The following is a 26,168-nucleotide window of genomic DNA, read 5'->3' on the forward strand; positions in this document are numbered from 1 at the left end:
CAAGCTCACATCACCAAACGTAGCAAGGAAGAACATGCAGCAGGATACAAGCGCCTTGTCGTACTACAGACTCTGCATCGCCGTGCAACGGATCAATCGCATAATCTCGCGACGGCTTGATGAAGTTTTGCGTCCGCCAGAATTGACCAGCCAGCAGATGATTGTGCTGGGCGTCATCGCGCAAGAAAAGAGTATCCGCCTAACCGCAATAGCCCACAGTATTGGAAAGGATCAGGCAACAGTAACGGCAAACCTCCGTCCCTTGATTGTGCGATCCCTAGTCCATACGACTGTGGATGAAGAAAACCGACGCGTTCGGGTAGCAGCTCTCACAGCTGAGGGTGAAGCGCTGCATAAGCGCGGGCGCCTAATGGTTGAGCCGTTTGACTCCGAGCTAATGTTGCAACTAGGTGAACCGGAAGTCACCAATAAACTACATAACACACTGGCTCTGTTCGGCGGCAGCGGTGGAATACTTAACGAATGATCCGCGACGAGGCGGAGCCATATGACTCAGTTTCTGGAAAAGCCGAGTTGCTGTAGTGGCGTATCAATCAAAAGTGCATCATGCGAACGAAGTGGTTCCACGGTTACTTATCCCGGATAGATTTTCTGACTGGTTATCTGGTATGGTAGTTTTAGCTTGTTCTGCGCTCTGCTCGGCACCATAAATCGTACGGATAGTCGGGCTCATGGCCTGACCATCTATGATGGCAATGGCCTTATTTTTGACGGCAGGATCTGTGTTGAAAACCATGGACACACGTTGGGATAGATATCCGTTCTTAGAGCGAGGCGAGCCCGCATCGAATATGGTCAGGCGGTGAAAACCCGCGTATGAGAGTATGATAACCATCGGTTTGGACGGGCATCTCCAGCATCGGTCACGCAGGCTTGCGCGGCGCGATAGAGGTCAGCGCAAAGAAGCTTGTTGAGCGCTTCTCCCGAACTAACGGCGATGAAGCAGGCATGCCAGCAATCCTGTATGGGCAAATGCCGGCAGATTTTGTCGTTCTTCGCACTTCCGGATGACCTGTCGATAGTTGTGCGCCAAAGAAGGACGAGCAGATGAGGGGAGGTGGGGCTGTGAAACCGAAACGAAAAGGTTCAAGCCATTTAAGTCGTCGATGAGAAGCACATTGCCTGTATGATTATCGAGTTCAATCGTTCTGGTCATTCATCGTTTAATCTGATCAGATGAATGAACCAGGACTAGTGTCTGCCGTGAATTAATAACCGATCCGTTCAATACCATCTGCGAAATCGATAATAATTGTGTAACAAGTCGAGCTAAGAATGTGAGCGAAATCCCTGATGGTTCAATTCTTCTTTATCATCCAAATCGCTGAGATGCCGTGATCTATTTAAAGCAGTGTTGTGACTGATCTTAATTAATTTTCAGACCTATTTGTAGAAGGCATTTGATTCCAAGTAACGTAGTGAGATCAAGCGCTTCCACATGAAGATGTAAACCATTTGCGGCGGAACGGAGAGTGGCGCGACCGTCGCCAAATTCGAGCCGTTTTTTATGCACTCCTCGATTTATGGCTATGATATGTTCGCTGTAAGACGAGCAGAATTTTTTGCTTGCCTCGTAAGGATCAACTAGTTGAATAAATGCATGGAATTCATATTTGTAACTCTGCATAACGTGGGTAGTCCCTAAATCAGCCGTTTCTTGTAAGCCACACGTTGGGCGTGCTATTTGCTGGTACCAGCACGGAGATCAGGGGCTTGCTAAAGGAAGCTATCTCTGACAGCGACAATCGCTTCGCAAAGCCCACGGATTTGTTGTTCTGTATGGGAGGCTGTCATGCATACCCGTAAGCCGGCCCGTCCACGTGCAACGGTTGGAAAGAAAATTGCTGATGCGTAGAATCCCTTCAGAAGAAGCTGACGGGCAGCAGCGATAGCCGCTATCTCGTCACCCAATACTATCGTACGAATGGGCAGCTTAATTCTGTCGGCTTCAGGTGTGTCCATCATAAGGTCGAAAAATGCTATCCGCTTTTGGAGAATATTCTGGCGATCACTTAACTCCGGTGTCTGATGGAGTTCAGCAGCAGCGATCGCGGCACCTATTGATGCGGTGTTGAGCGACGCGGAAAAGGCATGCGCGATTGCAAACCGACGGAACAAGACTTCTTGGAGGGCAGTTCCAAGCATTAGCATGCCACCTGATGCGCCAAATCCCTTGCCAAGTGAAGCAGCTATGATGGTACGCGGACCCAGATCAGGAATCTGGGATTTGGAGAAGCCTTCTCCACTTTTGCCGAAAAGAGAAATGCCATGAGCATCATCAATGTAAAGAAACAGACCGTATTGTTGCTGTAATCGTAACAGTTCTTGAATGGGTGCATTGCCGCCCATCGAATAAACTCCGTCACAAACATAGGCAACGCACGGGTTGTCTTTACAAATCTGTTCCAGGTGATGAATGTCATTATGAGCAATTGTTTCCACGCGGGTTTCTGCAGCAACAGTCGCTTTGTGGTAGGCCAATGTTGCATGAGCGAGACGATCAAAAACGACGACAGGTTTTATCCCGTCTGTGAGGTGCCCCGAAGCCAGTAACGGCAGGGCACTCATATTGGCAGCAAGAACAGTGGTATATGTAATGACTCTTGCATGAAACAAACACGAAAGCATGTCTTCGAGCGTGCCAAGCGCACTGAAGTTCAATCGGGTTCTTGCACATGACCAATGCAGCGTTTGTGCATCTTTAATACCACGCAGCGCACCTTCCACTATCATGGGATGGTTATCGAGACCAAGGTAAGAGCATCGAACGAAATCAACAATGGTGGTTTCGTCCTTTGGTAGTTTGACGGTTCGGCCGCTGTGAGGCTGAACATAGAGAGCCATGATACCTTCAAAATGTGCAGTCTCGAAACTCGGACCTGCCGAAGAAATCAATGAAGCCGTGTTGCGGAATTTTTGATCAGAACTGCTCCGGTTAGGCGTAGATATTCCTTCAACCATCTTCAACTCCCACAAAAAACAATGGCCGAGTTAAAGATGGAAGGCTTTGTTATTCAACGAAGCAGGGTGGAAATTTTTGAGAAGATAACGTAACGTTGTTTTGCATTCGGGCTCATTTGCAAAAAATGCGGCCAGCTAGTCCCATTCGATTGCATAGCCCGCTGATCGAACCGTTCGGATGATCGACTTATTGATGAGCTTTGTAAGCAACCGGCGCAAACGTCCCATATGAACATCGACAGTTCGTGATTGAACGAATTGGTTAGGCGGCCATGCGGCTCCAATAAGTTCGTTGCGAGAGAAAACACGGCCTGGTACGTCTAGGAGGCGTGACAGGAGTTTAAACTCGATGGAACCTAGTTGCACTGTTTTATCCTGATACTTGACTTCCCGCCTGGTTGTTTCAAGTGCTATTTCTCGGAATTCACGGTATTCAGACTGAGCCTCTGGCGATTGGCCCATATGCCATTTGTTGTCGATAAGAGTGTGCAGGTAGCTAAGAATACGTGCAGGCGATAGCGGACGTACGAAACATTCGTCAATTCCAGCTTTTAGCAGGTTAAGGCAGCTATCGTCATTGCCCGCTGGGATCATGGCGATCAGGGGAAGATAAGCGTTTGCTTTATCGTTCTTAATCACCTCACAAAGATCGCAAACCTCGGTCGATTGTTCTTCAGCATCGAACAAGATACTTAACGTGTGTGTTTCTTTAATTGTTGGCAACAAGCTTTGGGCGTCTACGAGTTTGCTTTTAAAGCCTTCTTGTCCGAGGATATGGTCAAACCATAAAAAATGATCTGGATTGCGTGACCAGAACAACACCGTAGGGTTCATTGCGACTCTCCGAGAAATTTTGGTTCTAGCTGGCAATTTTGTCGCAACAAAAGCTTTCAATCAATATAAAACTTTTGTAAAATGGCTTTTTTATAGGGATAAATTTATAAGAGTATTCTGGATCATGCTGAAATTATTCACGAAAAATGGTGCAACAAATATTTTGTTATGGCCGATCAGCCAAACATGTAGATCGGAGCTGTGATAGGGGTTATGATTTGCTTATGTCTTTGAAAAATTACGCGTCTCTTATGAAATCCAGCATCGATCATTTACCGCTCGGCAAACAGAATGAACTTCGCCGGATAGTTCAGATCCTGTTGGAAGAGCTTGATGATGCGTTAAAGCTTGGCTCGGCCGACTTCAAGAAACGTGGACGTATTTTAAAAATTATTCTCTTCGGATCATACGCGCGCGGCGACTGGGTTGATGAGCCGCACACATCCAAGGGATATCAATCTGATTATGATCTTTTGATCATTGTCAATGATCGACGGCTGACGGAATTTGCAACCTACTGGAATAAGGCTGATGACCGGTTAATCCACGCACCTGAGCTGAAAACGCCGGTTAAGTTCATCGTTCACTCACGCCGGGAAGTTAATAACGCGCTTAAGCAGGGGCAGTATTTCTTTGTCGATATCAGGCGTGACGGCATAGTTCTCTATGAACTTGACGACGAGCCACTAACTGAGCCCCAACCGATATCAGACCGAGAAGCGTATCAAATTGCAAAAGGCTATTTTGAAGATCGAGTGCCACATGCGCAGAAGTTTTCTAAAGGAGCTAAGTTCTATATTGCAGAAGGGGACTTCAAAGAAGCAGCATTTTTGCTTCATCAATCGATCGAGCAAGCCTATTCGGGATTGCTCCTTACGTTGACCAACTACACGCCGGCGTCACATAATGTGAAATTCCTGCGAAGCATAGCTGAGAGCCAGGCCCCTAGTCTCGCGAATATTTGGCCCCGTGATCAACAGCGTTACTCCGCATGGTTTAACGTGGTGAATGAAGCCTATGTCAAAGCGCGTTATTCCAAGCATTTTGAAATTGGTGAAGAAGCCTTGGATTGGCTATCTGGACGCACCCAAGAGTTGATCGACGAGATTGAGGCCATTTGTCAGCTACATCTCCTCAAGTTGAAACAGGAGCCAGCATTTTAATTCGCAACTTTGTTGGGTGTATTCATACGCCTTGCCTCCCGACTCTAATAAGAATTCCAGCTGATTGATATCTTTCCGTTTTTATTTTCAACCGTTCTTATCTCGCATATCTGCGAGTGAGATAAAATGCACACTTAAACGCCGAATAATTATTCGAACGGATTTCCCAGTTCGATATCAAGGGCTCAAAATGCTTCATATTCGCCGTTAGCAAAACGAGCTCATACGCTTTCGCGGTAGATGCAATAAGGACATCAGCAAAACCGGGATTCCTTCCTTTAGCGGTAGCAGTGGCTTCGACAACGCCAGCAACACGAGCAACGGCCGCATCTACAGGCAAAATCTTGTCAGCGAATTTTTCAATTAAGCTATCAAGCCAATTAGACAAAGCGGTCGCTTTTTTGCTTTTGTTGCCGCTGTCCAGTCGAAGTTTCACGGCGCCTTTCTGGATCTCTTGCACCGTAACAGCGGATAGAAAAAGCTTGTCAGTATTCTGTAAGAAAAAATCTGCGATTTCTGAGGAAAGAGCAGGGCGATCTGGAGCGAAGGCTGAGATGATCGACGCGTCGAGAAGGTAGCCCGTTATTTCTTATTTTGCATATGCTAGAACTCGAATTCACGTCCAGGTATTTAATTGTGATTAATGTCGAAATCGGTTGGAACAGACATCAGGAATTCTGCGAAATTTGGCTTTTGAGGAACGATATTTGCTGCCAAATCAAGTGGGATAATGACTGCTGCAGGTTTCCCGTATTTAGTGATAGTTATGTTCTCGCCATGTTCGGCCGCATCCACCAGTGCAGAAAACCCTGCTTTTTCTTCTCTGATATTCATACTTCTCATGAGATCACTCCTTCCTTGTGAATTGGTGACCACATGTGGTTACATTATGCACTTTTATAGTGAATTTCTGTGGTTGTGTTGATTAGTTATTTCGCCTTCGCAGCTGCTGCATTAATTCGCATAGGCGCTATGTGCATCGACGGCTGGTGGGTAATAATAGAGGCGGAGAAAAATTTTCAATAGATGTATGCGTTTTGAATGATATATTTGAGCGGCACTAAAGTTAATTATTTCCATAAGCAAATAATGCCGTTTTGGTATAAGCTTTTTAGACTGCCACATACGAATAAATTAAATCCTTTCTATTGCCGATTTTCATAAGTTGGGATAGTTTATCGGTAGGTTGAAACATTAGAAAATTTGCCAGGGGCGCCACGCGTTTTTGATTCTTAACAAGAGTTGCGTGACTCATTTGAGGCCTTAACGTCCGGCGAAAAATTTTAGGTAGAGTGCCGGGCGGAGGAGGTTCCGCTTGTCTCAACACGTCGTCTCAAATTTGCGCCATAACTCGCTGAAATTCGGTGAAGATTATGGTGGTGAAACCAGGCTGAAAATGCGGCAGCATGCGGTCGCGATTTATGGACAGGATGCAGTAACTGCTGTCGCATATTGTGCTTTGGCAGCTTGGTGTGAGTGCCAGCAGGCAGAATATCAGTTCTGGTCCGATTTATTCAACGAAATGCAAACAGATACTTATCTGCATTAGCCATTATGGTTGGCATCAATGTCAATTGCATAACCACGACCTCTCACAGTCCGGATGATATCTGGCCCGTGAGAGGAGAGTGAGCGACGTAAATGTCCAATATGAATGTCGACCGTTCTTGGTTCCACCTCACACTCGCTTGGCCAGCCTGCAGAAATCAGTTCATCTCGTGTGTGGATGACGGTAGGTTGCATCATCAAAAACTGAAGCAGTCTGAACTGCAGAGAAGTCAATGAAACATCGTGGCCATTTCTTCTGACTTTGATTCTTGTAACATCTAGCTCTACATCTGCGTATGTCATCAATTTATGTTCAGTTGGCATCTCAACACTGAGCGGCATGTCACTGCGGATGTTGTGTATCAGCTGTATTATTGAAATCGGATCAAAGGGCGAAGCGATATTCAAGTCTACGATCTGGGGTGCCTCGAAGTGCGTTGAGTTTTCTTCAATGCCACTGGACAGCAACACAATGGCGATATCATCTGTTACGTCTTTGCATGACCGGCATAGCTGGGCCGTATTGGATAAAGGCAACGAACTATCGATGATTATGAGTTTAATTGTCCCACTTTGGCAGAGCTTAATCAGATCGCCGCTTTGTGTTGTGAGGCGTGCAATTACGCCTTCTTGCCCCAGTATGTGGCGCAGCAAGAGGTAGAGTTGAGCATCATTGGTATAAACTGCGGCACGCAAATTCATGCAGTTTCCTCCTAAACAGGCGCGAATTCTCCCCCATTCACGTCAAGAATTGCTCCATTGATAAAACCGGATTGTTCTGAAACAAGAAAGCCGACCGCGTTGGCAACATCGCTTACAGTTCCAAGGCGCCCAACCGGAATACGTGTGAGAGCGGCTTGATTGCGCGGACTGTCTATATCTCCAGCCATCTGGGTTACTATCCGGCCAGGGGCGACAACATTTATTGTTACTCCGAAACGAGAATATTGGCCTATAAGTGATCTAGCCAAGCCCGAGAGGCCAGCTTTTGAGGCAGCGTAAGCGCCGCCAGCAATGATCGGTATCGTTCGTCCAGCCACTGATCCGATAAAAATTATACGCCCGAAACAAGCTTGCTGCATGTAGGGGAGGGTCAATTGACAGCAGAGCATAGCTCCGGTGAGGTTCACTGCGATGACACTATCCCATTCATGCAGAGTGAGCTCGGTTAAAGGTAAGGCCGCACCTTGCGGACCTTTTGGCGAAATTCCTGCCGAACAAACAAGTATCTCTGGGTTTCCTAGAGAGCATACCGCCTCATCAAAGAAACGTCGGATTGACCCTTCTTCAAGCATGTCGACCGTACGACCCAGGAAGAATTTGGCTGAATGTCGTTGAGAGATTTGTTCACATGCGGCTTCAACATGTTCAGAGCTTTGTCCAAAGAAGGCTACGCGATGCCCCAGCTCGAGAAGATGTAGAACACTCGCAAATCCGATGCCCGAACTGCCGCCGCTCACGACGGCAGTCTTGGAGTTGAGCGAAAGCATTATGCTGCGTCGTCCATCGCTGCAAACAGCGACAAAGGAGGATGAGCCTCAGGTTCAGTTATGACCTCGATCAGTAATGGCTCACCGCCTTCAATGCCCCTTTTGAGGGCGACGGGAAGTTCAGCTGGATCGCTAATACGTACGGCAGCGCAGCCACAGGCGATGGCAATGGCAGCATGGTCAACAGATTTGAAGTGGCAGGCCGATGTATAAGAACCAAATTTCACAGTCTCTGCGTCACGTTGAAAGCCGAGAATACCGTTATTGAGGACGATAACGGTGACTGGAAGCTTCATACGGATCATTGTTTCGAGTTCGGCCCAGCTATGCGCAAAACCACCATCGCCAACAACGGCGACGATTGGTGTGCACGGTGCTGCTGCCTTTGCGCCTAACGCCAGGGGGAAACCCCATCCAAGACCCGCCAACCCGCGTGGCGTGATAAATCGTTGCCCAACATGTTGAGAGCGCAATTGACCGAGTACCCACATAGAGGAATAGCTTGCGTCGGCCACAACAATTGCCTCTGTCTTTTCGAGAAGGGGTTGGAGTTCAGACATCACCCGTTCCGGTCGAATAGGGGAGTGATCCGATTCTGCATAGACTCCACGCGCGTCTTCAAAGTCTTGCCAGAATGTAGCGATGCGCTTTTCGACGTCTGGACGCTTCGTACGTCGCAACGTGAGGTTTTGCGCGTTCAGTGCAGTATTTAACGCATCAAGAGTTGCGCGTGCGTCACCAACAAGGCGTAGAGATTCGTAATTACGGCCAATTTCGCCAGGATCAATATCGATATGTATCACCTTGGCATTCTGGGGAAGTTGCTTCCAGTTGTTCGTACCATTCTGATTGGTGCGTGTTCCGACCAAAAGAACAAGATCGGCATCATCCATTAAATGTTGACTGTAGCGCCCCAGTGAACGAGGGCCGGTGAGAGAGCCAAGAACGCCTGCGGAGAGAGGATGATGCTCATCTACGGCCCCCTTTCCCATATTCGTTGTGAACACAGGGAGAGACGCTGTTTCTTGGAGCCGCGCAAGCGCCTGTGATCCATCGCCACAGTGCACGCCGCCGCCAGCAACCACAACCGGATTTGCAGCAGTTGCGATCAGATGTGCCGCCAATTCAAGCGCTTCATATTCGGGTTGCGTGCGATCTAGTGGCCAATTGCCAAGATTGAATGATCGAGCATTTGGCATACTTGGCGCTTGTGAACGCAAAAGATCGGCCGGCAAAAGTAAAGCGACTGGCCCAGGACGTCCCGACGTTGCTGCGGTGAAGGCTGCGTCCAAATAGTCGTCAACACGTTCTGCAACACTTAGTCGTCGAACCCATTTGGTGCACGACTGAAACAAAGCAATCTGGTCGAAGTCCTGGAAAGCGTTCCGATCCGTTTGATCTCGTTCTACGTCCTGAACCAAAGCCACGAGCGGAATGCTCGCCTTCAGCGCTTCGGCAAAGGGAGGAACGAGAAGTGTCGCTGCAGGGCCGTTTTGAGCGGCAACCACCCCGACTTTCCCTGAAATGCGCGCATATCCATCCGCCATAGCCCCGCCCATATTTTCCTGGCGGTATGCAACTTGTTCAATTCCGATCGCTTCTGCGGCAAGAATAACGGCAGATGGCAAGCTCTGTGCAAATATTTTCTCGACACCGTGGCGCATCAAAGCGCGCGCAATGCGTTCGGCGACGGTTTCGCTCAGTATAGCGGATTTCATAAGTTAGCTCCTCAGTTCTTACGGCTTTGAGTTTTAAGGAAATCGTCGAAAACGCTTGCGATTTTACCGATGTCGTCATCGGTCATGGGTGTTGAGAGACAGGCTGCTGCTCCGAACGGCAAAATAATTCCATGCTGGAAGAAAAAACGCGACATGGCTTTCATTAAAGCGGCTTCCCGGACGTCCATGATTGCATCTTTGTAGGAGGAGGGAGCTGTTGACTTGGGGTGAATTCGAAGAAGTGATGCTGCATTTGTTATCGAAAAAGGGGCATCCCATTTCTCAACGCATTGGCGCAGGTGGCCACAGAGTTGCTCACCAAGTCGATCCAGGTAAGAAAATTGCTGTCTGGTCATCGCTTCCATTGCGATTTTGCCTGCAATCATGGAGACGGGGTTTGCAGAAAATGTGCCGCCTTGAGCCACGAGCGATGCTTTGCGCGTATCATCGAATACGGACATAACGTCAACCCGGCCCCCAATTGCGCCAATAGGGAACCCGCCACCTATGATTTTACCAGTCGTGATGAGATCTGGCGTCAGTCCATATCGTGCTGAAGCGCCGTCATAGGCCTGGCGGAGGTTAAGTACCTCGTCTGCAATAACCAGAATGCCATGTTTCTTGGCGTATACATTCAGTGCCTCGATGAACGAGGAGTCGGGCTTAAGTAGGCCGGCACGACTTGGCATCGGATCGATCAGTATCGCGCTCAACTTATGTGCGTGTGCATTGAGCGATCGTTCCAGATATTGAATATTGTTGAATTCCAGAAGGACGATATTTTCGCAGACACTTGTCGGACACCCGGAATAGGCAGGTTTGGCGAGAAGTGTCCCATCCGCTGAGACCGTGCCCGATTGACCAGCCTCCGCCCAATCATATGCACCGTGATACGAACCTTCAAACCGTGCAATAGCGGGCTTTCCGGTGAATGCCCGCGCTGCTTTAATCGCAAACATCACGGCTTCGGTGCCACTGTTAACGAACCGGATACGCTCGACAGCAGGTATTCTGTCAATCAACAATTCCGCCAAATTCAGTTCATGTTCGGTGGGATTGGCAAAACAAGTCCCGGATCGGAGAATCTGAGCGACTGCCTCTGTTACAGGTTCAAAGCAGTGCCCGTGTATTAATGTGGTGAAGTTGTTGTTTAGATCGAGATATTTATTGCCGTCGGCGTCAGTTAGGTACGCGCCGCGCCCATTGAGCGCGTATGCTGGGATAGGGTCGCGTTCAATCGTGGAGCGGCTAACGCCAGCTGGCAATAAGTTTTGCGCGCGCGAAAATAGTTGACGAGACCGCGCGCGAACGGGTTCACACCCATTCGCATGAGTTGTGTGCAATTGCATGAGTTCGGCTTTCTTCTGCGTGTGAAGCGTGGACATTTATCTCAGCTTCACTATTTTGTTGCAACAAAAATAACCGCAGTCAAGGCCCATGCAACAAATTATTGTATTTGGTTTGCTTCCATTTCACCCGCCGCTCGACGCAGACGGCGATAACCATCACGAATATCGCTTTCAAAAGCCGCCCGTAACGCAGCGCCATCCCGATCATTTAACGCTTCAAGCGCCATCTCATGATTTCGGACGCCGGATTTTTCTTCTGCGAACTCCGGATAAAGATTGTAAAGCGATGGTCCGATACGAAGCCACAGGCCCTCAATCATTGAAATAAGATGGGGCATGCCTGCCAGGCGATAGACGAGAAAGTGAAATTCCTTGTTATGCCAAAGAGCAGCGCTATAATCGTTTACCTCAAGAGCATTGTTTATAAGTGTCTGTATTTCAATAAGATTGCGGATCAGGGTGGGAGTGGCAATTGGAGCACCCAGTTCTGCGGCCAACCCCTCCAGCGCGATCCGGATGACTGTGATTTCTCTAAGATCATTGTTGGTTAGAATAGGTACAATCACGGTTTTCGGGCCAGCATAGACCAGCGCCCCGTCAGAGATCAGTCGATTGAGTGCATCGCGTGCCGGTGTTGAGCTGACATCCAGATCTTCGGCTACAGCCCGTACAGTCATTTTATAGCCGGGTCGGTATACGCCGCGGATAAGCCGTTCTTTCATTTCTTTATAGGCGGCATCGCCCAGGTTTGGGATGTGCTTTTCGCCTTCTCCCGCGTCCATCTCGTTTGACGTCATTTTTGATCCATGCGTGTTGACAGCCGCCAATTTTGATGCAACAAAAACTTATTGTGAAGTTTTCACAAAGCATTTGTCACATCAAACAGTTTTACCAGTGTGCCGCCTTTCTGTCACGCCGGCATGAACGACCGTCTTTGTCGCGAATAAAACGCCACACGATTTTGGTCGATAAGAACGTTGGTATCTGTGCTAACAGAGGAGGGCACAAGCTTGATTGGCCAGCAAATGAGCCTCACAGGAATTCAGAAACAATATGGGTCCGCATGGGCGGTTCAAGGTCTCGACCTTGAAGTATCAAAAGGAGAGTTTCTCTCGATAGTCGGACCTTCCGGCTCGGGCAAGACTTCATTGCTCAACATGATTGCCGGATTTGAGATGCCGAGTGCCGGGCAAATATTGATAGGTGGCGAGAGAGTGACGCATCTTCCGCCCAATAAGCGGCAAATCGGCATGGTGTTTCAGAAATACGCACTATTTCCGCATTTAACCGTTCGCCAGAATGTTTCATTTCCTTTGGAAATGCGTACTAAAATGTCTCGCTTGGAAAGAGAGCGCCGGGTCTGCGAGATGCTAGATTTGGTGGAACTGAGTGACTTTGGCGAGAGATTGCCCAGCCAGTTGTCTGGTGGTCAACAACAGCGTGTTGCGGTGGCGCGCGCCCTTGTTTTCAATCCGCCTGTCATTTTGATGGACGAGCCACTGGGAGCGCTTGATAAGAAGTTGCGGGAAAACATGCAGCTTGAAATCAAACGTATTCAGGAGCGGCTGGGAGCAACGGTCATTTATGTGACGCATGATCAGGAAGAGGCACTTACAATGTCTGATCGTGTAGCGGTTATGCAAAATGGTCAGCTGGAGCAAATAGATACCCCAGAGGGACTTTATCGAAATCCTGTCAGCAGCTTTGTCGCAGATTTCATTGGTACAATGAATTTCTTGCCTGCGGTTAAGATCGGAGAAAAAGTGGGCGTGGCTGTCCTCCGCATCGGAGAGCATACGGTAATCGACCTCCCCATCACCAGCCTCAATACTTCTCTTTCAAATCAAGACATCGATAGGAAGCTTACTCTGGCATTTCGACCCGAGCATGTTTCGTTGGAACAAGGCGGTAATGCGGCATCGTCAGCGATCCAGGGAGAGATTGAAGCTGATATTTTCATGGGATCGACGAACACATACGTCGTGAAGCTTAATGATTGTCCTGACGCGCAAATACGCGTTCAAAGTGCTGCCAATACGGCTTCAGCGTTCAAGCGCGGCGACCGCGTTTCACTGCGACTCAATAACCAGTCTGTCCATGCGTTCGCATCTCGCGAAAGGGACGCAGCATGACGGGTGTACAATCTAATTTGCAAGAAGAAGCGTTGTTTAACGAAGGCTCTTGGCTGACATCGCCCTCAGCGCGAACTTATTCAGGTGCCTCTTCCTGGCTCCTAACACTGCCGTTGATCGTTTGTCTAGCTGTAGGATTCATATATCCAATAGTCAGTTTGATAAGATTGAGCTTTTCGGAAGGTTTCCTTGCCACCTACGGGCGCATCTTTGCGGAACCATTATATCTGAGTGTTTTATTCTCAACGGTTACAGTTGCGTTGATCGTAACTGTTGCAGGGGTTCTGCTCGGATATCCTATTGCATTTGCCATGGCGCGTCTGAACAAACGATGGGCATTTGTGGTAACAGCTTGCGTTTTTATACCTTTGTGGACGTCAATATTAATCCGTTCGTATGCCTGGATTGTTCTTTTACAACGTAACGGTTTGGTCAACTCTTTACTTGAAACAACGGGAGTGACTGAGCAGCCGGTTAAGATGCTCTATACGCAAGGCGCAGTAATCCTTGCTATGACGCATGTCTTGCTTCCCTTCGTCATCCTGCCGATTTTCTCGGTCCTTCGCACCTTGCCTAAAGACTATATCCGAGCAGCAAGGAACCTTGGGGCAGGTGCGGTGGTAACATTTCTGCGAATTACTTTTCCGCTCAGCCTTCCGGGCGTGTTCGCCGGAGCAACGATCTGTTTCGTGTTGGCCTTGGGGTTCTATATCACGCCTGCTCTTGTCGGTGGCCCGGGCTCGATGTTGATGCCAACGTTAATCGGACAGCAAACGACCGTGGTTGTCGACTGGCCTTTTGCAGCCGCACTCTCAACCGTCCTTCTGGTCATGACATTGGTCTTCATAGCCCTACTCCGAAAAGCATTGTCCTTTCAAAAGGGGTTTAGCAATGTCCATTGATCAACCCTCCATTCGCTCTCTTCATGTCATCGGTAAAAGCTCGATAAGTACCGCATATAGCCGGGCTTTGGTGTTGTTCGCGAAAGTTTTAGGAGGATGTGTAATTGCGGCCATCCTATTTTTTCTGATCCTTCCGACGATATTGGTTGTCCCAATGTCTCTTAGTCAGACGGATTACATTAAATTTCCTCCTGACGGATTCACGTTACGATGGTACTACGCCTATTTTACTGACCCAGATTGGATGTCTGCCACCTGGTTTAGCTTTCGCATTGCCCTTATGACAACGATCACTGCGACAATCATCGGGACAATGGCAGCGCTTGCTATTGTGAGAGGTAATTTGCCGTGGAAAAATGGCATCCAAGCGCTTTCGATAGGTCCGTTGATTGTACCTCATGTTGTGTTGGGAGTTGCTTTGTTTCTGGTGTTTGCGCCTTTGCAACTGACTGGCAGTTTCACGGGGTTCCTCATTGCTCACACGGTCCTCGCTGTTCCCTATGTGTTAATTACAGTTATGGCCTCGTTGCAGCGCTTTGATCCAGAGCTTGAACTTGCGGCGCTTAATTGTGGTGCCAATCGCTTTCAAACATTTTTCAGAATTGTTCTGCCAAATATTATGCCTGGTATCGCATCTGGCGGGGTGTTCGCCTTTCTTGCTTCTTTTGATGAAGCGACAGTTGCTTTCTTCATTTCAGAGACCGGTGGAAAATCTATCGGACGAAAGATGTTTGAAGACATTGATTTTAACCTGACGCCCGTGATTGCTGCAGCCTCTACGTTCATGATTGTGATCGCACTCGTTCTTATGAGCATTGCTCATTTTATGACGCACAGCATTCGTTCAAAATAGACTTTCTGTCATAGGGGAATACTTACAATGATGATTGATAGATATTTGTCCGCAGCGTGCGGAGGTGTAATCATTGGCTTGGCTGTTGGAATAGCAACTGACAATGCGGCCGCCACCGAGCGTGTGGTAATCGCTTCCACAGGTGGGGCTTATGATAAGGCATTAAAAGAGGCTTGGTTCGATCCATTCACGAAAGAAACTGGGATTGAAGTCGTGACAGTGGTTGCCACTAATGCCGAAATGCGGGCCAAAGCTTCTGCTATGGTAAAAACGGGTAATGTATCTTGGGATCTTTACCTTGACGGCGAAATACAAGCAGCTTCTGAAGCCCATCAAGCATCCACTGAAGACTTGTCCGGCTTTTGCGAGCAATTCAAGGGCAAAGCTGGTCTCGTTGAGAACGCTTGTGAAAGAGGAGGCGCTTTACTTCAGTCAACTGCAACGCTTCTGGCATATCGATTAACTGAGGGGCCGCAACCACAAACTTGGGCAGATATGTGGGATGTTGAAAAATTTCCAGGTGGACGTTCTTTTCCGAACTTCGACGATCCCTGGCGCGTGTTAGCAGCAGCTTTGCTTGCAGATGGTGTCACAAAAGATGAGCTTTTCCCTCTGGACGTTGATCGAGCCTTTCGTAAACTCGACGAAATACGATCTGATGTAACGCTCTGGTGGAAGACGGGGGATCAAAGTGTGCAAGGTTTTAGAAATGAAGATTATGCACTGGGCCAGATTTGGCTTACTCGGGCAAAAGCTATGAAAAACGAAGGGTTGCCGATCAGTTGGTCTTACAAAGCCTCCTTTTTAGTCGGTGATCGCATAGCCCTTGTGAAAGGAGCTCCCAATCGTAAAAACGCGGAAAAGCTGATCGAATTTTGGCTGAATTCGGCACAAGCGCAAGCACAGGCTTGTGAAAAGCTATCCTGCACACCGCCAAGTACTGATGCGATTGCTCTAATGTCTGATGAAGTTCGGCAAACGATGCCCAGCGCCAGTGATCTTGAGGAAAACATTGTAATACCAGATGCGGATTGGATAAATAACAATTCGGCATCTTTACTACAACAGTGGAATACTTGGGTAAGGCAATAAAAATAGGGGCAGCCGTAGATAAGGCAACTTATCTACGGTGGTTTTATGGGGTTATAACGTTGTAAACTCAGCCTAAAAATCCAGTTGCGACTGCTGGAATTTTTCGTTTTAGAAATGACCGCTCGTTCAGCGGCCGATTTGCTAGATTTGCAGGCAAATACGGTTGTCCTCTTTTATCGAAAACTGCGTGAGCTGTTCGTCGAACAGGCCGCTGCTCACGAAGAACTGCTTGGCAGGTAATCCCCGACGCTCTTCACAGACCGCCGGGGATATGCAGACATCTCCAGTCGCGTTATCGGTGATGTTTACACGCGACCAGTCCTAACGATTGTTAGGCTGGATGAAAAGCCGGGAGCGCTTTTTTCGGCTGTTATCATGCAAGTCTGTTGAATGTGACAGGCCAATAGCTCACCGGAATAATTCCGGTGAGGAGAGAACTCATGCTTGCCAGGCGATTAGAGATTTCGATAAACTTATGAAAATCTTATAAGTTAAATGCTATTCGCCTGTGGATCGGATCTGATCAAATACGTGCCGCGAGAATTCAAACTGCCGCGCCGTTCCGCGTCCCATCGAGTTTTTCCCCAAAGTCTCCGTGAGAATGCCGCGCTGAACGAGCAGGTCCATGGTTTCAATTACCCCGCCGCGTGTCATTCCCGTGATTTTGATCACGGATGCGAGCGTTAGCGGCTCATGAGCCTGATGCATCATGTAGAGCACGTTCAGCATCCCGATCTGCTTGATGCGTGATTGCGGCGTCTCATCCTCGATTGGTTTTTCCAGGATTTCCCGTAGGCCAAAAAGGGCGAGCGCCTGATTTTGCCATCGTTCACTTAAATTGCTTGCCATTCTTTTAACTATCTATTATTTGCATAGTAAGACGTTGAGGCACACCGACTTCCGATAACGTGCCCAACAATAAATCGGAGGATGGGAGGCATGAACAGCTTTCTCTTTCGCAGTGCAGTGGCAAGTTTCGGGTTCGTTTCATCATATCTCAGTTTTGGTCAAAATGCTCATGCTGACGACTGGGGCTGCCAGGTTATCCTGTGCTTATCCAATCCCGGTGGGCCGATGCAATATGGAGAATGTCGCCCGCCGGTGCAAAAACTATGGCGTTGGCTGGCCAGAGGCAAGTCGTTTCCCACCTGTAGCGGCGTCGGGTTTCAAAGTTCGCGTCCGCACTACGATCCTCTTTATTGCAGCGACGGTTACCGCTTGACGGTTACTTATTCAGATAAGGCGCGTGAAGCATCCTGTGTTTCCACTTCCAGGCAGATCGTGAACAAAAGCCTGTGCAGGCATGATCGCGGTTGGCCAGCCAACAGCAATGAACATATCACGTCTGCGCAGTGGCAATCAGAAAACGGCCAGTTGCAATGTACGGGCTACCTGACAGCGCGCCCGCTTGTGCGGGAACAACCGAACTATATCGATGTCACGATTGACGGCGTTGGCAAGCAGCGGGTGTGGTTTTGATGATGCCGGTACCCTTTGTCGATCTTGCCCAGAGCTGCGCGCCGATGATTGCTTCGGAAACGCTGGCTGGCGTTGTCAGCCTCGAAAGCGGCTTTGCACCACTCAATATCCGTATCAACAGCGGTCCTCCGTTAAAAGAACAACCGGCATCGAAAGCCGAGGCGATAGAAATGGTCACGACACTTGCCGCCGACCATCAGGATATCCAGCTTGGTCTTGGCGGGATCAGTATCGATGAACTGAAGAAACTGAAACTTTCCGTTTCTGACGCGTTCGATCCATGCGCCAATCTCCAGGCCACCGCGACCCTGCTTGAGTGCTACTATCGGTTTGCCATCAGGATCGGTGACGACAAGGCGATGGCGGGACAAGTCATGCTGCAGTCGTTTTACGGTCGAGGCGATCCTTCCATCGGTGCAATGGTCAAATATGACAGCCAGGTCCGGCGCGAAACCCAACGATTGAAGCCAACGATAGCGAAACTGACCATTGTCGGTCACCAGGATGGTCGTGACAAGAAGCAAGTCACGGTCACGCCGAACAGTGTCACGGATGCCGTGGCCGAGAATTCCATTGAGGAGCGCGCCTCTGACGAAGCGTCACCTTTGTGGGATGTGTTCAGCAGTCGGCGACGGTCTTCGATCCTCGTTTTTTCAAACAAGCATGGAGCAGAATAAAATGACTATCGGTTCCCGAACCCGGTCGGTTGCAGCTTCCATCTTGATGGCAATCGCCATCGTTGCAACGCTTGCCGAACCAGCCTTCGCCCAGGCTGCCGGCATTGAATCGATCCTTCAAAACGTTGTCGATATGCTGACGGGCAATATTTTCAGGCTGATAGCGACGATAGCGGTGATCATAATCGCGATTAGATGGATGTTTGGCTACATGGATTTGCGTACCGCTGGCTACTGGATCGTCGGAATCGGCGTGATTGCCGGCTCCTCCGAACTGGTTAGCACGATTGTCGGAAGCTGATCCGATGATGATCTCTCCACCTATGCCTGAACGAGACACATTGTTTGTCGCCTGTACCCGGCCTGCAATGTTTGCAGGCGTCACGATGGAGGCGATGGGGATCAATGTCATTGCGACGACGATCTTCTACCTCGTGGCCGGTTCTGTCTCCTATGCGCTTGTTGGCACCGTGTTTCACTTCATCTTCCGCGCGCTCGTAAAGCATGACCACAATATGTTTCGCATCTTGCTTGCATGGGTAGAGACACGCGGGCGATCCCGAAACACGTCCCATTGGGGTGGCAGCTCGATCTCTCCGCTGAAACTGTCGCGTCGGTTTGATGAAAGGGATCTTGGTTTTGCCTAGCATTGCAACGTTGAAATCCCGGGAGCTTGGCCCGGAGACATTCATCCCCTATCTGCGCCACGTTGACGAGAATACAATTGCGCTGGAGTCACGGGCGCTGATGGTGATCATTGCACTCGACGGCGTTTCGTTCGAGACCGCAGATGTTCTGGATATCAACGCTCTGCACCGTGATCTCAATACGCTTCACAGGAACATTGCTGACGAGCGACTTGCGCTTTGGACGCATCTGATCCGTCGACGCGACAACAGCTATCCCGACGGAACCTTTAAAGCGCCGTTTTCAGCCCAACTCAACGAAAAATATCGCGAGCGCATGGTGCGTGAGGATCTGTTTTGCAATGATCTCTATCTCGCCATCGTCTGGTCGCCACCGCGCGATCCTGCAGAAAAAGCGGCAAAGCTGCTGTCTCGCCTCCGGCGTACACGACGGGCAGGTATCGAACTCGACGAGGAGGCAATAAAGCAGCTCCGCGACAAGGTCATCGACATTACGGCGGGCCTGAAGCGGTTCGAGCCGCGGGTCCTCTCGCTCTACGAACAGGATGATCTTATATTTTCTGAGCCGAGTGAAGTCTTGCACCAACTCGTCGGCGGACGATCGGAAGCGGTTCCGCTCACCGGGGGGCGTATTGCATCTGCGATCTATTCCGATCGCGTTATTGTCGGTCGTGAGACAATAGAAATCCGGCATGAGGCTGCGAGCCGTTTTGCGGGAATGCTAAGTTTCAAGGAATATCCCGCCGCCACAAGGCCTGGTATGCTGGATGGCGTTCTAACCAGCCCTTTTGAACTGATCCTGTCACAGTCCTTTTCCTTCGTCTCCAAGGCTGATGCCCGGACCATCTTGGGCCGCAAGCAAAACCAAATGCTGAGCAGCGGAGATAAGGCTGCTTCGCAGATCGAAGAACTCGATGACGCGATGGACGATCTGGAATCGAACCGGTTTGTTCTTGGTGAACATCATCTGTCCCTTGCAGTCTTCGCTCCAACCGTGAAAGACCTGACTGATCATCTTGCCAAGGCACGCGCCAGTCTGACCAATGGCGGTGCTGTCGTCGCGCGTGAGGATCTTGGCCTTGAAGCTGCCTGGTGGGCGCAGCTTCCAGGCAATTTCAGATATCGAGCCCGGTCCGGTGCAATTACCTCACGCAATTTTGCAGCGCTCTCGCCGTTCCATTCTTATCCGGTCGGTCAGAAAGACGGCAATGAATGGGGTGCTGCAGTAGCCCTTTTGAAAACCGCATCCGGCTCGCCGTATTACTTCAATTTCCATGACAGTGATCTTGGCAACACGTTCATTTGCGGCCCGTCTGGTGCCGGCAAGACGGTGCTTTTGAATTTCATGCTGTCGCAACTCGAAAAACATGATCCGCATGTCGTATTTTTTGACAAGGACCGTGGCGCAGAACTTTACGTGCGCGCCGCAGGCGGCGTCTATCATTCGCTCAGGAATGGGAAGCCCACCGGCTGTGCGCCGCTGAAGGCGCTCGAGCTGACACCGGAAAACAAGGTCTTCCTGGCGAACTGGGTTGGGAAGCTCGTCGGATCGGGGACACGGGAATTATCTGTCACCGAATTGCGCGATATCGCCGCTGCAATTGACGGACTTGCCGATTTGTCCGCTGAACAACGCACGATCGGTGCGCTTCGGACTTTTCTTGATAATACGAACCCTGAAGGCATCGCTGCCCGGTTGCGCCGATGGGAGAGGGGAGGCCCGCTTGGCTGGGTCTTCGACAATCCAGGCGAGAATATCGGTTTGGGGGAAATCGGTGTTGGCGGAAACATGGCCGGTTACGACATGACCGATTTTCTGGACAATGAGGAAATCCGTACACCCCTGATGGCCTATTTGTTCCATCGCGTCGAGCAGTTGATCGACGGTCGGCGTATCATCATCGTCATAGATGAATTCTGGAAAGCCTTGCAGGATGAGGATTTTCGGGATCTGGCGCAAAACAAGCTGAAGACGATCCGCAAGCAAAATGGCCTGATGCTGTTTGCAACGCAAAGCCCGCGTGACGCAATCAATTCGCCGATCGCCCACACCATCATCGAACAATGCCCCACGCAAATCTTTTTGCCAAATTCGCGGGGCAGCCATGCGGATTATGTCGATGGCTTTAAACTGACAGAGCGTGAATACGACCTGATTGCGCGCGAGCTTTCCGTCGAAAGCCGACGTTTTGTCCTGAAACAGGGGCACAAAAGCGTCGTGGCGGAGCTAAACCTCCATGGCTTTGACGACGAGCTCGCCATTCTTTCCGGACGCACAGCCAATGTCGAACTTGCAGATAGCATCCGCGCGGAAGTTGGCGACAGGCTGGATGATTGGCTTCCGGTTTTCCAGCAACGAAGGAGTGCAAGCTGATGGCGGTAAACAGACTTCAGGGACCAGCAGTTGCTTGTGTGATGCTCTTCTCACTTAGTGCAGCGGCTGCACAGGGAATTCCGGTCGTCGACCAGACCTCTATTCTAAAACAGATAGAGAGCATCACCCAGCTGAAATCCCAACTCGATGCGCTTCATCAGCAGATTGATCAGGCACAGCAACTTTATGGCTCGCTCAACAAGCTGACCGATATAGCGGATGTCGCCAATGTCCTGAACGATCCGGAGATACGAAAGGCACTGCCTTCAGATTTCGTTTCTATTGAAGGTCTGTTCAAAGGCAACGGATCAGGCAGCATCGGGCAATCCGCATCAAAATTTCTCGAAAGCAATTCGAGCTATCAAACGGGCGCTGATGATTTTTATGCGAAGGAGCTATCGCGTATCCAGAACAAGAATGCCGGTCAGATGAGCCTCGGTCAGCAGATCTATGATGCTGCAACGAAACGTATCGACGGTATTGACGAGTTGCGTGAGAAAATCTCATCGACAGGTGACGCCAAAGGTATCGCTGACCTGCAAGCCCGGCTTCAGGCGGAACAGGCTTTTCTCCAGACGGATGTCCTTCGGATGGAGGGGCTGCAAATGGTGCAGCGCGCGCAAACTGAGGTCGATGAACAGCGCAAGGCGGAAGACTGGCGCCAGCGCATGGACAGCATGAAGGCGGCGCTTAAATGAGGGCGCTTGTTACCATGACAGTTCTTGGCCTTCTTGCCGGTTGTTCCGACGATATTGGCTCGACCTATACCGTCGAAGAGCTCATCCGAGATGAAAGTTTGCTGAGCCGTATTCTCACCGAATGCCGTAACAATCCAGGCGATCTCAATGCCACGAGCAATTGTGTGAATGCGCAAGCTGCCGATGGCAGGCTGCGGCTCCGGAACATGCGCGAAGCGCTCAGGAACTGATGCCATGTATCAGGTATTCGACTTCATCGACAGTCAGTTCCAGCGACCATTGGAGACGTTCGTTTCCGATGGTACATCAAACATAGCCCAATGGGTGACGGGCCCACTCACGGCCGCAGTGACCCTCTATATCGTGCTTTATGGCTATCTGGTGCTGCGTGGTTCGATTAGTGATCCGATCGTCGAATTTGTCTTCCGGGCCATCAAGCTCGCGATCATCGTCATGCTGGTCAGAAATGCAGGTGAATACCAGACCTATGTCACGAACATCTTCTTCAATGTGCTGCCGCATGAAATCGCGCAGGCATTGAATTCCGGCGCATCGCCAAGCGCCAGCACCTTTGACAGCCTTCTCGACAAGGGGCAGGCATCGGCAACCGATATCTGGTCGCGCGCCGCCTGGCCGATCGATATCGTCACCGGCGTTGCCGGGATGATGGTGATTGCGGTGAGTTTCCTTGTCGCCGGCATCGGCTATGTGGTTTCACTATATGCGCGTCTTGCGCTTGCCATCGTGCTGGCGATTGGTCCGATCTTCATCGCACTTGCCATGTTCCAGGCGACCCGACGTTTTACCGAGGCCTGGATCGGACAACTTGCCAATTTCGTCATCCTGCAGGTCCTTGTTGTTGCGGTGGGTTCGCTGCTGATCTCATGCATCGATTCAACCTTCACGGCAATTGATGGCTATTCCGATGTCCTCATGCGCCCCATTGCACTTTGCGCCATCGGAATTGCCGCACTTTACGTCTTTTATCAGCTCCCCGGCATTGCATCGGCACTTGCTTCCGGTGGAGCGTCGCTTGCCTATGGCTACAGCACGGCGCGTGATGCGCATGAAGGCATGCTTGCCCGCGGCACCAGGAGTTCAGGGCGTCTTGTTATGCGCACCGCTCGTTTGGTCGGACGAACGATTGGCTCCAGAGAAACGGGGGCATGACGCAAGGCCGTTCCACATTTTTGGGTCGATAACGCTCTCATAAAATCAGAAAGGGTCCTCCCCAATGATCAGGCTTTCCCTGTTGCTTGCGATTGCGCTCATTTTGAGTGGCTGCGCCTCGCTGAGCTATCCCTTGCCGAAGTGTAACGGCTATTCCCGTCGTCCGCTCAATAGCTCGATGTGGCAATGGGAAGGCAACCAAAACCTGAAATCGCAGCAATCGAACGCGGGGTCGTCGGGTCCGGTCATGCCTTATATGGGGCAGTCGAAGGGAGCAGCTGCCTTCGACCACCTCGATATTGACGGCTCCTATGGTCCTTGCGCGGAGTGAAATCATGGTCTCAACAGATAATCTCAAGAGCTATTTTGAAAAGGCGCGCCGTTTCGACCAGGACCGGTTGATCCAGATTGAGCGATCGAACCGTATTGCCTGGTCGATCGCGATAGCCGCGTGTCTTGTTGCTGCCGTTTCGGTCTTTGCGATTGCCGGACTGACACCGCTCAAGACCGTAGAACCCTTTGTTGTCCGGGTCGATAATTCAACCGGTATTGTTGATGTGGTTTCCGCACTGACCTCGACGGCTGGCACCTATGATGAAGCGGTGACCAAATATTTTGCCGCAAAATATGTTCGCGCTCGCGAGGGTTATGTCTGGAGCGAGGCGCAAGAGAATTTCAGGACGATTGCACTTTTGTCAGTGCAGGCTGAGCAGGATCGTTTTGCGGGCCATTATCGCGGCAGCAATCCAGAATCTCCGCAGGTCACCTATGGTCGCGCGGCGACAGCGAAGATCAGTATTGCCTCCATATCGCTGATCAACCAGAACGTCGTGTCCGTTCGTTATATGCGCACCGTGACCCGCGGCGATGACGTTCGCATGACCCATTGGGTTGCGACACTCACTTTTTCCTACGCCAACGCGCCGATGTCTTCGACAGACCGGCTGGTCAATCCGCTTGGTTTCGTGGTCAGCGAATATCGCTCCGATCCGGAGGCAATCAATTGATACGAAAAATCCTCATTTTCACGGCGCTCACTGCCGCAACCATTTCCAGCGCGCATGCGCTCGATATTCCACGCGGGGGTCCACAAGATAGCCGCGTCCGCTTCGTCAATTACCAGCCCTATAACATCACGAAGATTGTTGGCTCGCTGCGTTCTTCCGTGCAGGTGGAATTTGCGGCCGACGAGGAGATCGCGCATGTAGCACTCGGAAACAGCGTGGCCTGGGAAGTTGCTCCTGCCGGCAATATCCTGTTTTTAAAGCCGCGTGAAAAGCAGCCGGTTACGAATATTTCCGTTGTGACGACAAGGCGTGATGGTTCGATCCGCAGCTATCAGATGGAACTGACCGTGCGGCAAGGACCTGTCGAAGCCGGGCAAAACACTTACTTCTATGTGAAATTCCGATATCCCGGCGATGAAGCAGAGGCCCGACGCCTACAGGCTCAATCTCGCGCCCGCGAAGCGCAGGCGAAGGCCGCCGCCGATGTTCTGGCGCTTCATGAGGCTTATGGTCCGCGCAACTGGCACTATTCAGCGCAAGGCGCTCAGGCGCTTGAACCGCAAAGTGTCTACGACAATGGCAAGATCACGACTTTTGTCTTTGTCGACAACCAGGAAATGCCCGCAATCTATATGGAAAATTCTGATGGTTCGGAAAGCCTGGTGCCGAAATCTGTCGATGGCAATCTGGTCATGGTTCACGCGATCAGCCGCAAGTTTATTCTGCGCCGGGGCAAGGATGTCATTTGCGTTTTCAACGAAGCTTATAACCGCGTTGGCATCAATCCCGATACCAGTACGACGTCGCCCTCGGTCGAGCGTGTCGTGAAAACTGATCCAGCGGTGCAATAGGGGAGGGATATAATCATGGCACAGGAAGAAGAAACCCCTATCCCCGGTGAGCGCGCCGAGACGACTGTCGGTCGGCGCATTGACAATAATCCGGTTCTCAAACGCAGCGCGGTCGCGCTCGCTGTCGTAGCGTTCGTAGGCTTTGCCATCTGGTCAACCTCGGGAAAAAAGGACAAGGACGACCGGAACCCGCCTGAGCGTGTTGTCATTCGCCAGACCAATGATTTTGAGCCGGTAAAGGAAACGGCGGAGCCGGTTGTGTCCGTTCCAGAGGCGAAGGTGGCACTTCCGACACCTGCGCTTCAACCTGTTGCGCCAGAAAAGGACGATTTACTTGATTCCGCGCGGCGCGCACCAGTCATTGCCTATAGCCGGGGACAAAATAGTGCGCAGTCACGTCAGGCTGCCAGTGATCAATCTGCATCGATGGATAGCAACTTTGTGCCTCTTGCCGGTAACATGCCGGGAGAAAGCCAGGCCAATAGTGATCAACAACGCTTCGATGGTCTCCTGCGACCGACGAAGCTTGAAGGCTCGCGTGCCGGTACGCTTGGCAATCGGGATTTCATCGTTGCGATGGGTTCTTCCATTCCTTGTGTGCTGGAAACGGCGCTGGCCTCTGATCAGCCAGGTTTTACGAGCTGTGTGATCAATCGCGATGTTCTTTCCGACAATGGCCGGGTTGTTTTGATGGAAAAGGGGACGCAGGTTGTTGGGGAGTATCGTGGCGGCCTTCAGCGCGGCCAAAAGAGGCTGTTCGTGCTGTGGAACAGGGCAAAAACACCCAAAGGCGTGATTGTCACGCTCGCCTCTCCCGCAACGGATGTGCTCGGTCGTGCCGGTGTTGACGGCCATGTCGATACGCATTGGTGGGAGAGGTTTGGAAGTGCGCTGCTTTTGTCCATCGTCGGCGATGCAACAAGCTATGCCAACAGCCGTTTGCAGGACAGTGATGTTGATGCGCAAAATACCGCGAGTGCTGGCCAGCAGGCAGCAGCAATTGCCGTTGAGCAGTCGATCAACATTCCCCCGACCTTGAACAAACATCAGGGAGAACTCGTCTCGATCTTCGTGGCGCGTGATCTTGATTTCTCCCGCGTCTACCGTCTGCGTGTAACCGAACCAGGGAACCGGATATTCGACAGGGCAGTGCAGGGTGACTTTATCCCGGATTCAAAGATCGTGACGAAGTAGGATTACTT

General features: G+C 50.5%; 29 protein-coding genes and 1 pseudogene. 20 read left to right on the top strand and 10 right to left on the bottom strand.

Features of this window, described 5'->3' with window-relative positions:
• Positions 1–34: 34 nt before the first annotated feature.
• Entirely contained in the window at positions 35–487 is a 453-nt protein-coding gene (locus tag ACSME1_RS22160; protein ID WP_105708260.1) for a MarR family winged helix-turn-helix transcriptional regulator, read from the top strand.
• Between the two features lie 1,250 nt (positions 488–1,737).
• On the opposite strand, the gene ACSME1_RS22165 is transcribed toward ACSME1_RS22160, so the two are convergent.
• Both ACSME1_RS22165 and ACSME1_RS22170 read right to left on the bottom strand, forming a co-directional pair.
• Positions 1,738–2,982 (bottom strand): aminotransferase class I/II-fold pyridoxal phosphate-dependent enzyme, encoded by a 1,245-nt coding sequence (locus ACSME1_RS22165; RefSeq protein ID WP_105708258.1) that lies wholly within the window; start codon positions 2,980–2,982, stop codon positions 1,738–1,740.
• Between the two features lie 135 nt (positions 2,983–3,117).
• Positions 3,118–3,816 carry a winged helix-turn-helix transcriptional regulator gene (locus tag ACSME1_RS22170; RefSeq protein WP_105708256.1) on the bottom strand — a complete coding sequence of 233 codons (699 nt, stop codon included), beginning with the start codon at positions 3,814–3,816 and terminating at the stop codon, positions 3,118–3,120.
• 251 nt (positions 3,817–4,067) lie between these two features.
• On the opposite strand from ACSME1_RS22170, the gene ACSME1_RS22175 reads away from it, so the two are divergent.
• Positions 4,068–4,979: a nucleotidyltransferase and HEPN domain-containing protein gene (locus tag ACSME1_RS22175; RefSeq protein WP_105708255.1), complete on the top strand. Its 912-nt coding sequence runs from the start codon at positions 4,068–4,070 to the stop codon at positions 4,977–4,979.
• Positions 4,980–5,076: 97 nt separating this feature from the next.
• Here the strand turns inward: ACSME1_RS22175 and ACSME1_RS22180 are convergent, their stop codons facing one another.
• The gene (locus tag ACSME1_RS22180) at positions 5,077–5,565 is read right to left on the bottom strand and encodes a PIN domain-containing protein (protein ID WP_105708253.1); all 489 of its coding nucleotides are present in this window, start codon (positions 5,563–5,565) and stop codon (positions 5,077–5,079) included.
• Between the two features lie 44 nt (positions 5,566–5,609).
• Complete coding sequence (locus ACSME1_RS22185; protein WP_105708251.1) at positions 5,610–5,822, bottom strand: type II toxin-antitoxin system Phd/YefM family antitoxin; 213 nt, start codon at positions 5,820–5,822, stop codon at positions 5,610–5,612.
• Between the two features lie 472 nt (positions 5,823–6,294).
• Here ACSME1_RS22185 and ACSME1_RS22190 point away from each other — a divergent pair, with 472 nt between their 5' ends.
• On the top strand, positions 6,295–6,528 hold the full coding sequence (locus ACSME1_RS22190; protein ID WP_146113593.1) for a hypothetical protein: 234 nt from the start codon (positions 6,295–6,297) through the stop codon (positions 6,526–6,528).
• Here ACSME1_RS22190 and ACSME1_RS22195 read toward each other — a convergent pair.
• The 5 genes from ACSME1_RS22195 to ACSME1_RS22215 all read right to left on the bottom strand — a co-directional run bounded on the left by ACSME1_RS22195 (position 6,525) and on the right by ACSME1_RS22215 (position 11,881).
• A complete protein-coding gene (locus ACSME1_RS22195) occupies positions 6,525–7,229 on the bottom strand; it encodes a winged helix-turn-helix transcriptional regulator (protein WP_105708248.1) in 705 nt (234 codons plus the stop codon). The genes ACSME1_RS22190 and ACSME1_RS22195 overlap by 4 nt on opposite strands.
• 11 nt (positions 7,230–7,240) lie before the next feature.
• On the bottom strand, positions 7,241–8,017 hold the full coding sequence (locus ACSME1_RS22200) for an SDR family oxidoreductase (RefSeq protein ID WP_105708246.1): 777 nt from the start codon (positions 8,015–8,017) through the stop codon (positions 7,241–7,243).
• A complete protein-coding gene (locus ACSME1_RS22205) occupies positions 8,017–9,735 on the bottom strand; it encodes an acetolactate synthase catalytic subunit (RefSeq protein WP_105708245.1) in 1,719 nt (572 codons plus the stop codon). Before ACSME1_RS22205 ends, ACSME1_RS22200 begins: the two co-directional genes overlap by 1 nt.
• Positions 9,736–9,746: 11 nt before the next feature.
• On the bottom strand, positions 9,747–11,084 hold the full coding sequence (locus ACSME1_RS22210) for an aspartate aminotransferase family protein (RefSeq protein ID WP_105708281.1): 1,338 nt from the start codon (positions 11,082–11,084) through the stop codon (positions 9,747–9,749).
• A gap of 98 nt (positions 11,085–11,182) precedes the next feature.
• The gene (locus tag ACSME1_RS22215) at positions 11,183–11,881 is read right to left on the bottom strand and encodes a GntR family transcriptional regulator (RefSeq protein WP_105708279.1); all 699 of its coding nucleotides are present in this window, start codon (positions 11,879–11,881) and stop codon (positions 11,183–11,185) included.
• A 213-nt stretch (positions 11,882–12,094) separates the two neighbouring features.
• On the opposite strand from ACSME1_RS22215, the gene ACSME1_RS22220 reads away from it, so the two are divergent.
• From ACSME1_RS22220 to ACSME1_RS22240, 5 genes and pseudogenes are all read left to right on the top strand, one after another.
• A complete protein-coding gene (locus ACSME1_RS22220; RefSeq protein ID WP_105708244.1) occupies positions 12,095–13,216 on the top strand; it encodes an ABC transporter ATP-binding protein in 1,122 nt (373 codons plus the stop codon).
• Positions 13,213–14,118: an ABC transporter permease gene (locus tag ACSME1_RS22225; protein ID WP_105708243.1), complete on the top strand. Its 906-nt coding sequence runs from the start codon at positions 13,213–13,215 to the stop codon at positions 14,116–14,118. Before ACSME1_RS22220 ends, ACSME1_RS22225 begins: the two co-directional genes overlap by 4 nt.
• Positions 14,108–14,971 carry an ABC transporter permease gene (locus ACSME1_RS22230; RefSeq protein WP_105708241.1) on the top strand — a complete coding sequence of 288 codons (864 nt, stop codon included), beginning with the start codon at positions 14,108–14,110 and terminating at the stop codon, positions 14,969–14,971. The genes ACSME1_RS22225 and ACSME1_RS22230 overlap by 11 nt, the downstream gene beginning before the upstream one ends.
• A 27-nt stretch (positions 14,972–14,998) precedes the next feature.
• A complete protein-coding gene (locus ACSME1_RS22235; protein ID WP_105708238.1) occupies positions 14,999–16,063 on the top strand; it encodes an ABC transporter substrate-binding protein in 1,065 nt (354 codons plus the stop codon).
• A 78-nt stretch (positions 16,064–16,141) separates the two neighbouring features.
• Positions 16,142–16,252, top strand: a pseudogene (locus ACSME1_RS22240) (IS1595 family transposase); the annotation flags it as partial.
• A 309-nt stretch (positions 16,253–16,561) separates the two neighbouring features.
• Here ACSME1_RS22240 and ACSME1_RS22245 read toward each other — a convergent pair.
• Complete coding sequence (locus ACSME1_RS22245; protein ID WP_105708237.1) at positions 16,562–16,912, bottom strand: transcriptional regulator; 351 nt, start codon at positions 16,910–16,912, stop codon at positions 16,562–16,564.
• Positions 16,913–17,002: 90 nt separating this feature from the next.
• Here ACSME1_RS22245 and ACSME1_RS22250 point away from each other — a divergent pair, with 90 nt between their 5' ends.
• The 12 genes from ACSME1_RS22250 (at position 17,003) to virB10 (ending at position 26,160) form a co-directional block, all read left to right on the top strand.
• Positions 17,003–17,542: a hypothetical protein gene (locus ACSME1_RS22250; RefSeq protein WP_105708235.1), complete on the top strand. Its 540-nt coding sequence runs from the start codon at positions 17,003–17,005 to the stop codon at positions 17,540–17,542.
• 2 nt (positions 17,543–17,544) lie between these two features.
• Positions 17,545–18,219 (top strand): transglycosylase SLT domain-containing protein, encoded by a 675-nt coding sequence (locus ACSME1_RS22255; RefSeq protein ID WP_105708277.1) that lies wholly within the window; start codon positions 17,545–17,547, stop codon positions 18,217–18,219.
• 1 nt (position 18,220) lies between these two features.
• Positions 18,221–18,520, top strand: coding sequence for a TrbC/VirB2 family protein (locus ACSME1_RS22260; protein ID WP_105708234.1), 300 nt, complete (start codon positions 18,221–18,223; stop codon positions 18,518–18,520).
• Positions 18,521–18,524: 4 nt separating this feature from the next.
• Positions 18,525–18,866: a type IV secretion system protein VirB3 gene (locus ACSME1_RS22265; protein WP_105708232.1), complete on the top strand. Its 342-nt coding sequence runs from the start codon at positions 18,525–18,527 to the stop codon at positions 18,864–18,866.
• Positions 18,841–21,240 (top strand): VirB4 family type IV secretion system protein, encoded by a 2,400-nt coding sequence (locus ACSME1_RS22270; RefSeq protein ID WP_181153698.1) that lies wholly within the window; start codon positions 18,841–18,843, stop codon positions 21,238–21,240. Before ACSME1_RS22265 ends, ACSME1_RS22270 begins: the two co-directional genes overlap by 26 nt.
• Positions 21,240–21,938, top strand: a complete 699-nt coding sequence (virB5, locus tag ACSME1_RS22275; RefSeq protein ID WP_105708231.1) for a P-type DNA transfer protein VirB5 — start codon at positions 21,240–21,242, stop codon at positions 21,936–21,938. The genes ACSME1_RS22270 and virB5 overlap by 1 nt, the downstream gene beginning before the upstream one ends.
• Positions 21,935–22,168 carry an EexN family lipoprotein gene (locus ACSME1_RS22280; protein ID WP_105708229.1) on the top strand — a complete coding sequence of 78 codons (234 nt, stop codon included), beginning with the start codon at positions 21,935–21,937 and terminating at the stop codon, positions 22,166–22,168. Before virB5 ends, ACSME1_RS22280 begins: the two co-directional genes overlap by 4 nt.
• A 4-nt stretch (positions 22,169–22,172) precedes the next feature.
• Positions 22,173–23,108, top strand: a complete 936-nt coding sequence (locus tag ACSME1_RS22285; protein ID WP_207489307.1) for a type IV secretion system protein — start codon at positions 22,173–22,175, stop codon at positions 23,106–23,108.
• Positions 23,109–23,172: 64 nt separating this feature from the next.
• On the top strand, positions 23,173–23,439 hold the full coding sequence (locus ACSME1_RS22290) for a hypothetical protein (RefSeq protein ID WP_105708226.1): 267 nt from the start codon (positions 23,173–23,175) through the stop codon (positions 23,437–23,439).
• Positions 23,440–23,443: 4 nt separating this feature from the next.
• A complete protein-coding gene (locus ACSME1_RS22295) occupies positions 23,444–24,115 on the top strand; it encodes a virB8 family protein (RefSeq protein ID WP_105708273.1) in 672 nt (223 codons plus the stop codon).
• Positions 24,112–24,966, top strand: a complete 855-nt coding sequence (virB9, locus tag ACSME1_RS22300; RefSeq protein ID WP_435655511.1) for a P-type conjugative transfer protein VirB9 — start codon at positions 24,112–24,114, stop codon at positions 24,964–24,966. Before ACSME1_RS22295 ends, virB9 begins: the two co-directional genes overlap by 4 nt.
• A 15-nt stretch (positions 24,967–24,981) precedes the next feature.
• On the top strand, positions 24,982–26,160 hold the full coding sequence (virB10, locus tag ACSME1_RS22305) for a type IV secretion system protein VirB10 (protein ID WP_105708225.1): 1,179 nt from the start codon (positions 24,982–24,984) through the stop codon (positions 26,158–26,160).
• Positions 26,161–26,168 lie beyond the last annotated feature (8 nt).

Source organism: Brucella pituitosa (assembly GCF_965577835.1).
GTDB lineage: Bacteria > Pseudomonadota > Alphaproteobacteria > Rhizobiales > Rhizobiaceae > Brucella > Brucella pituitosa.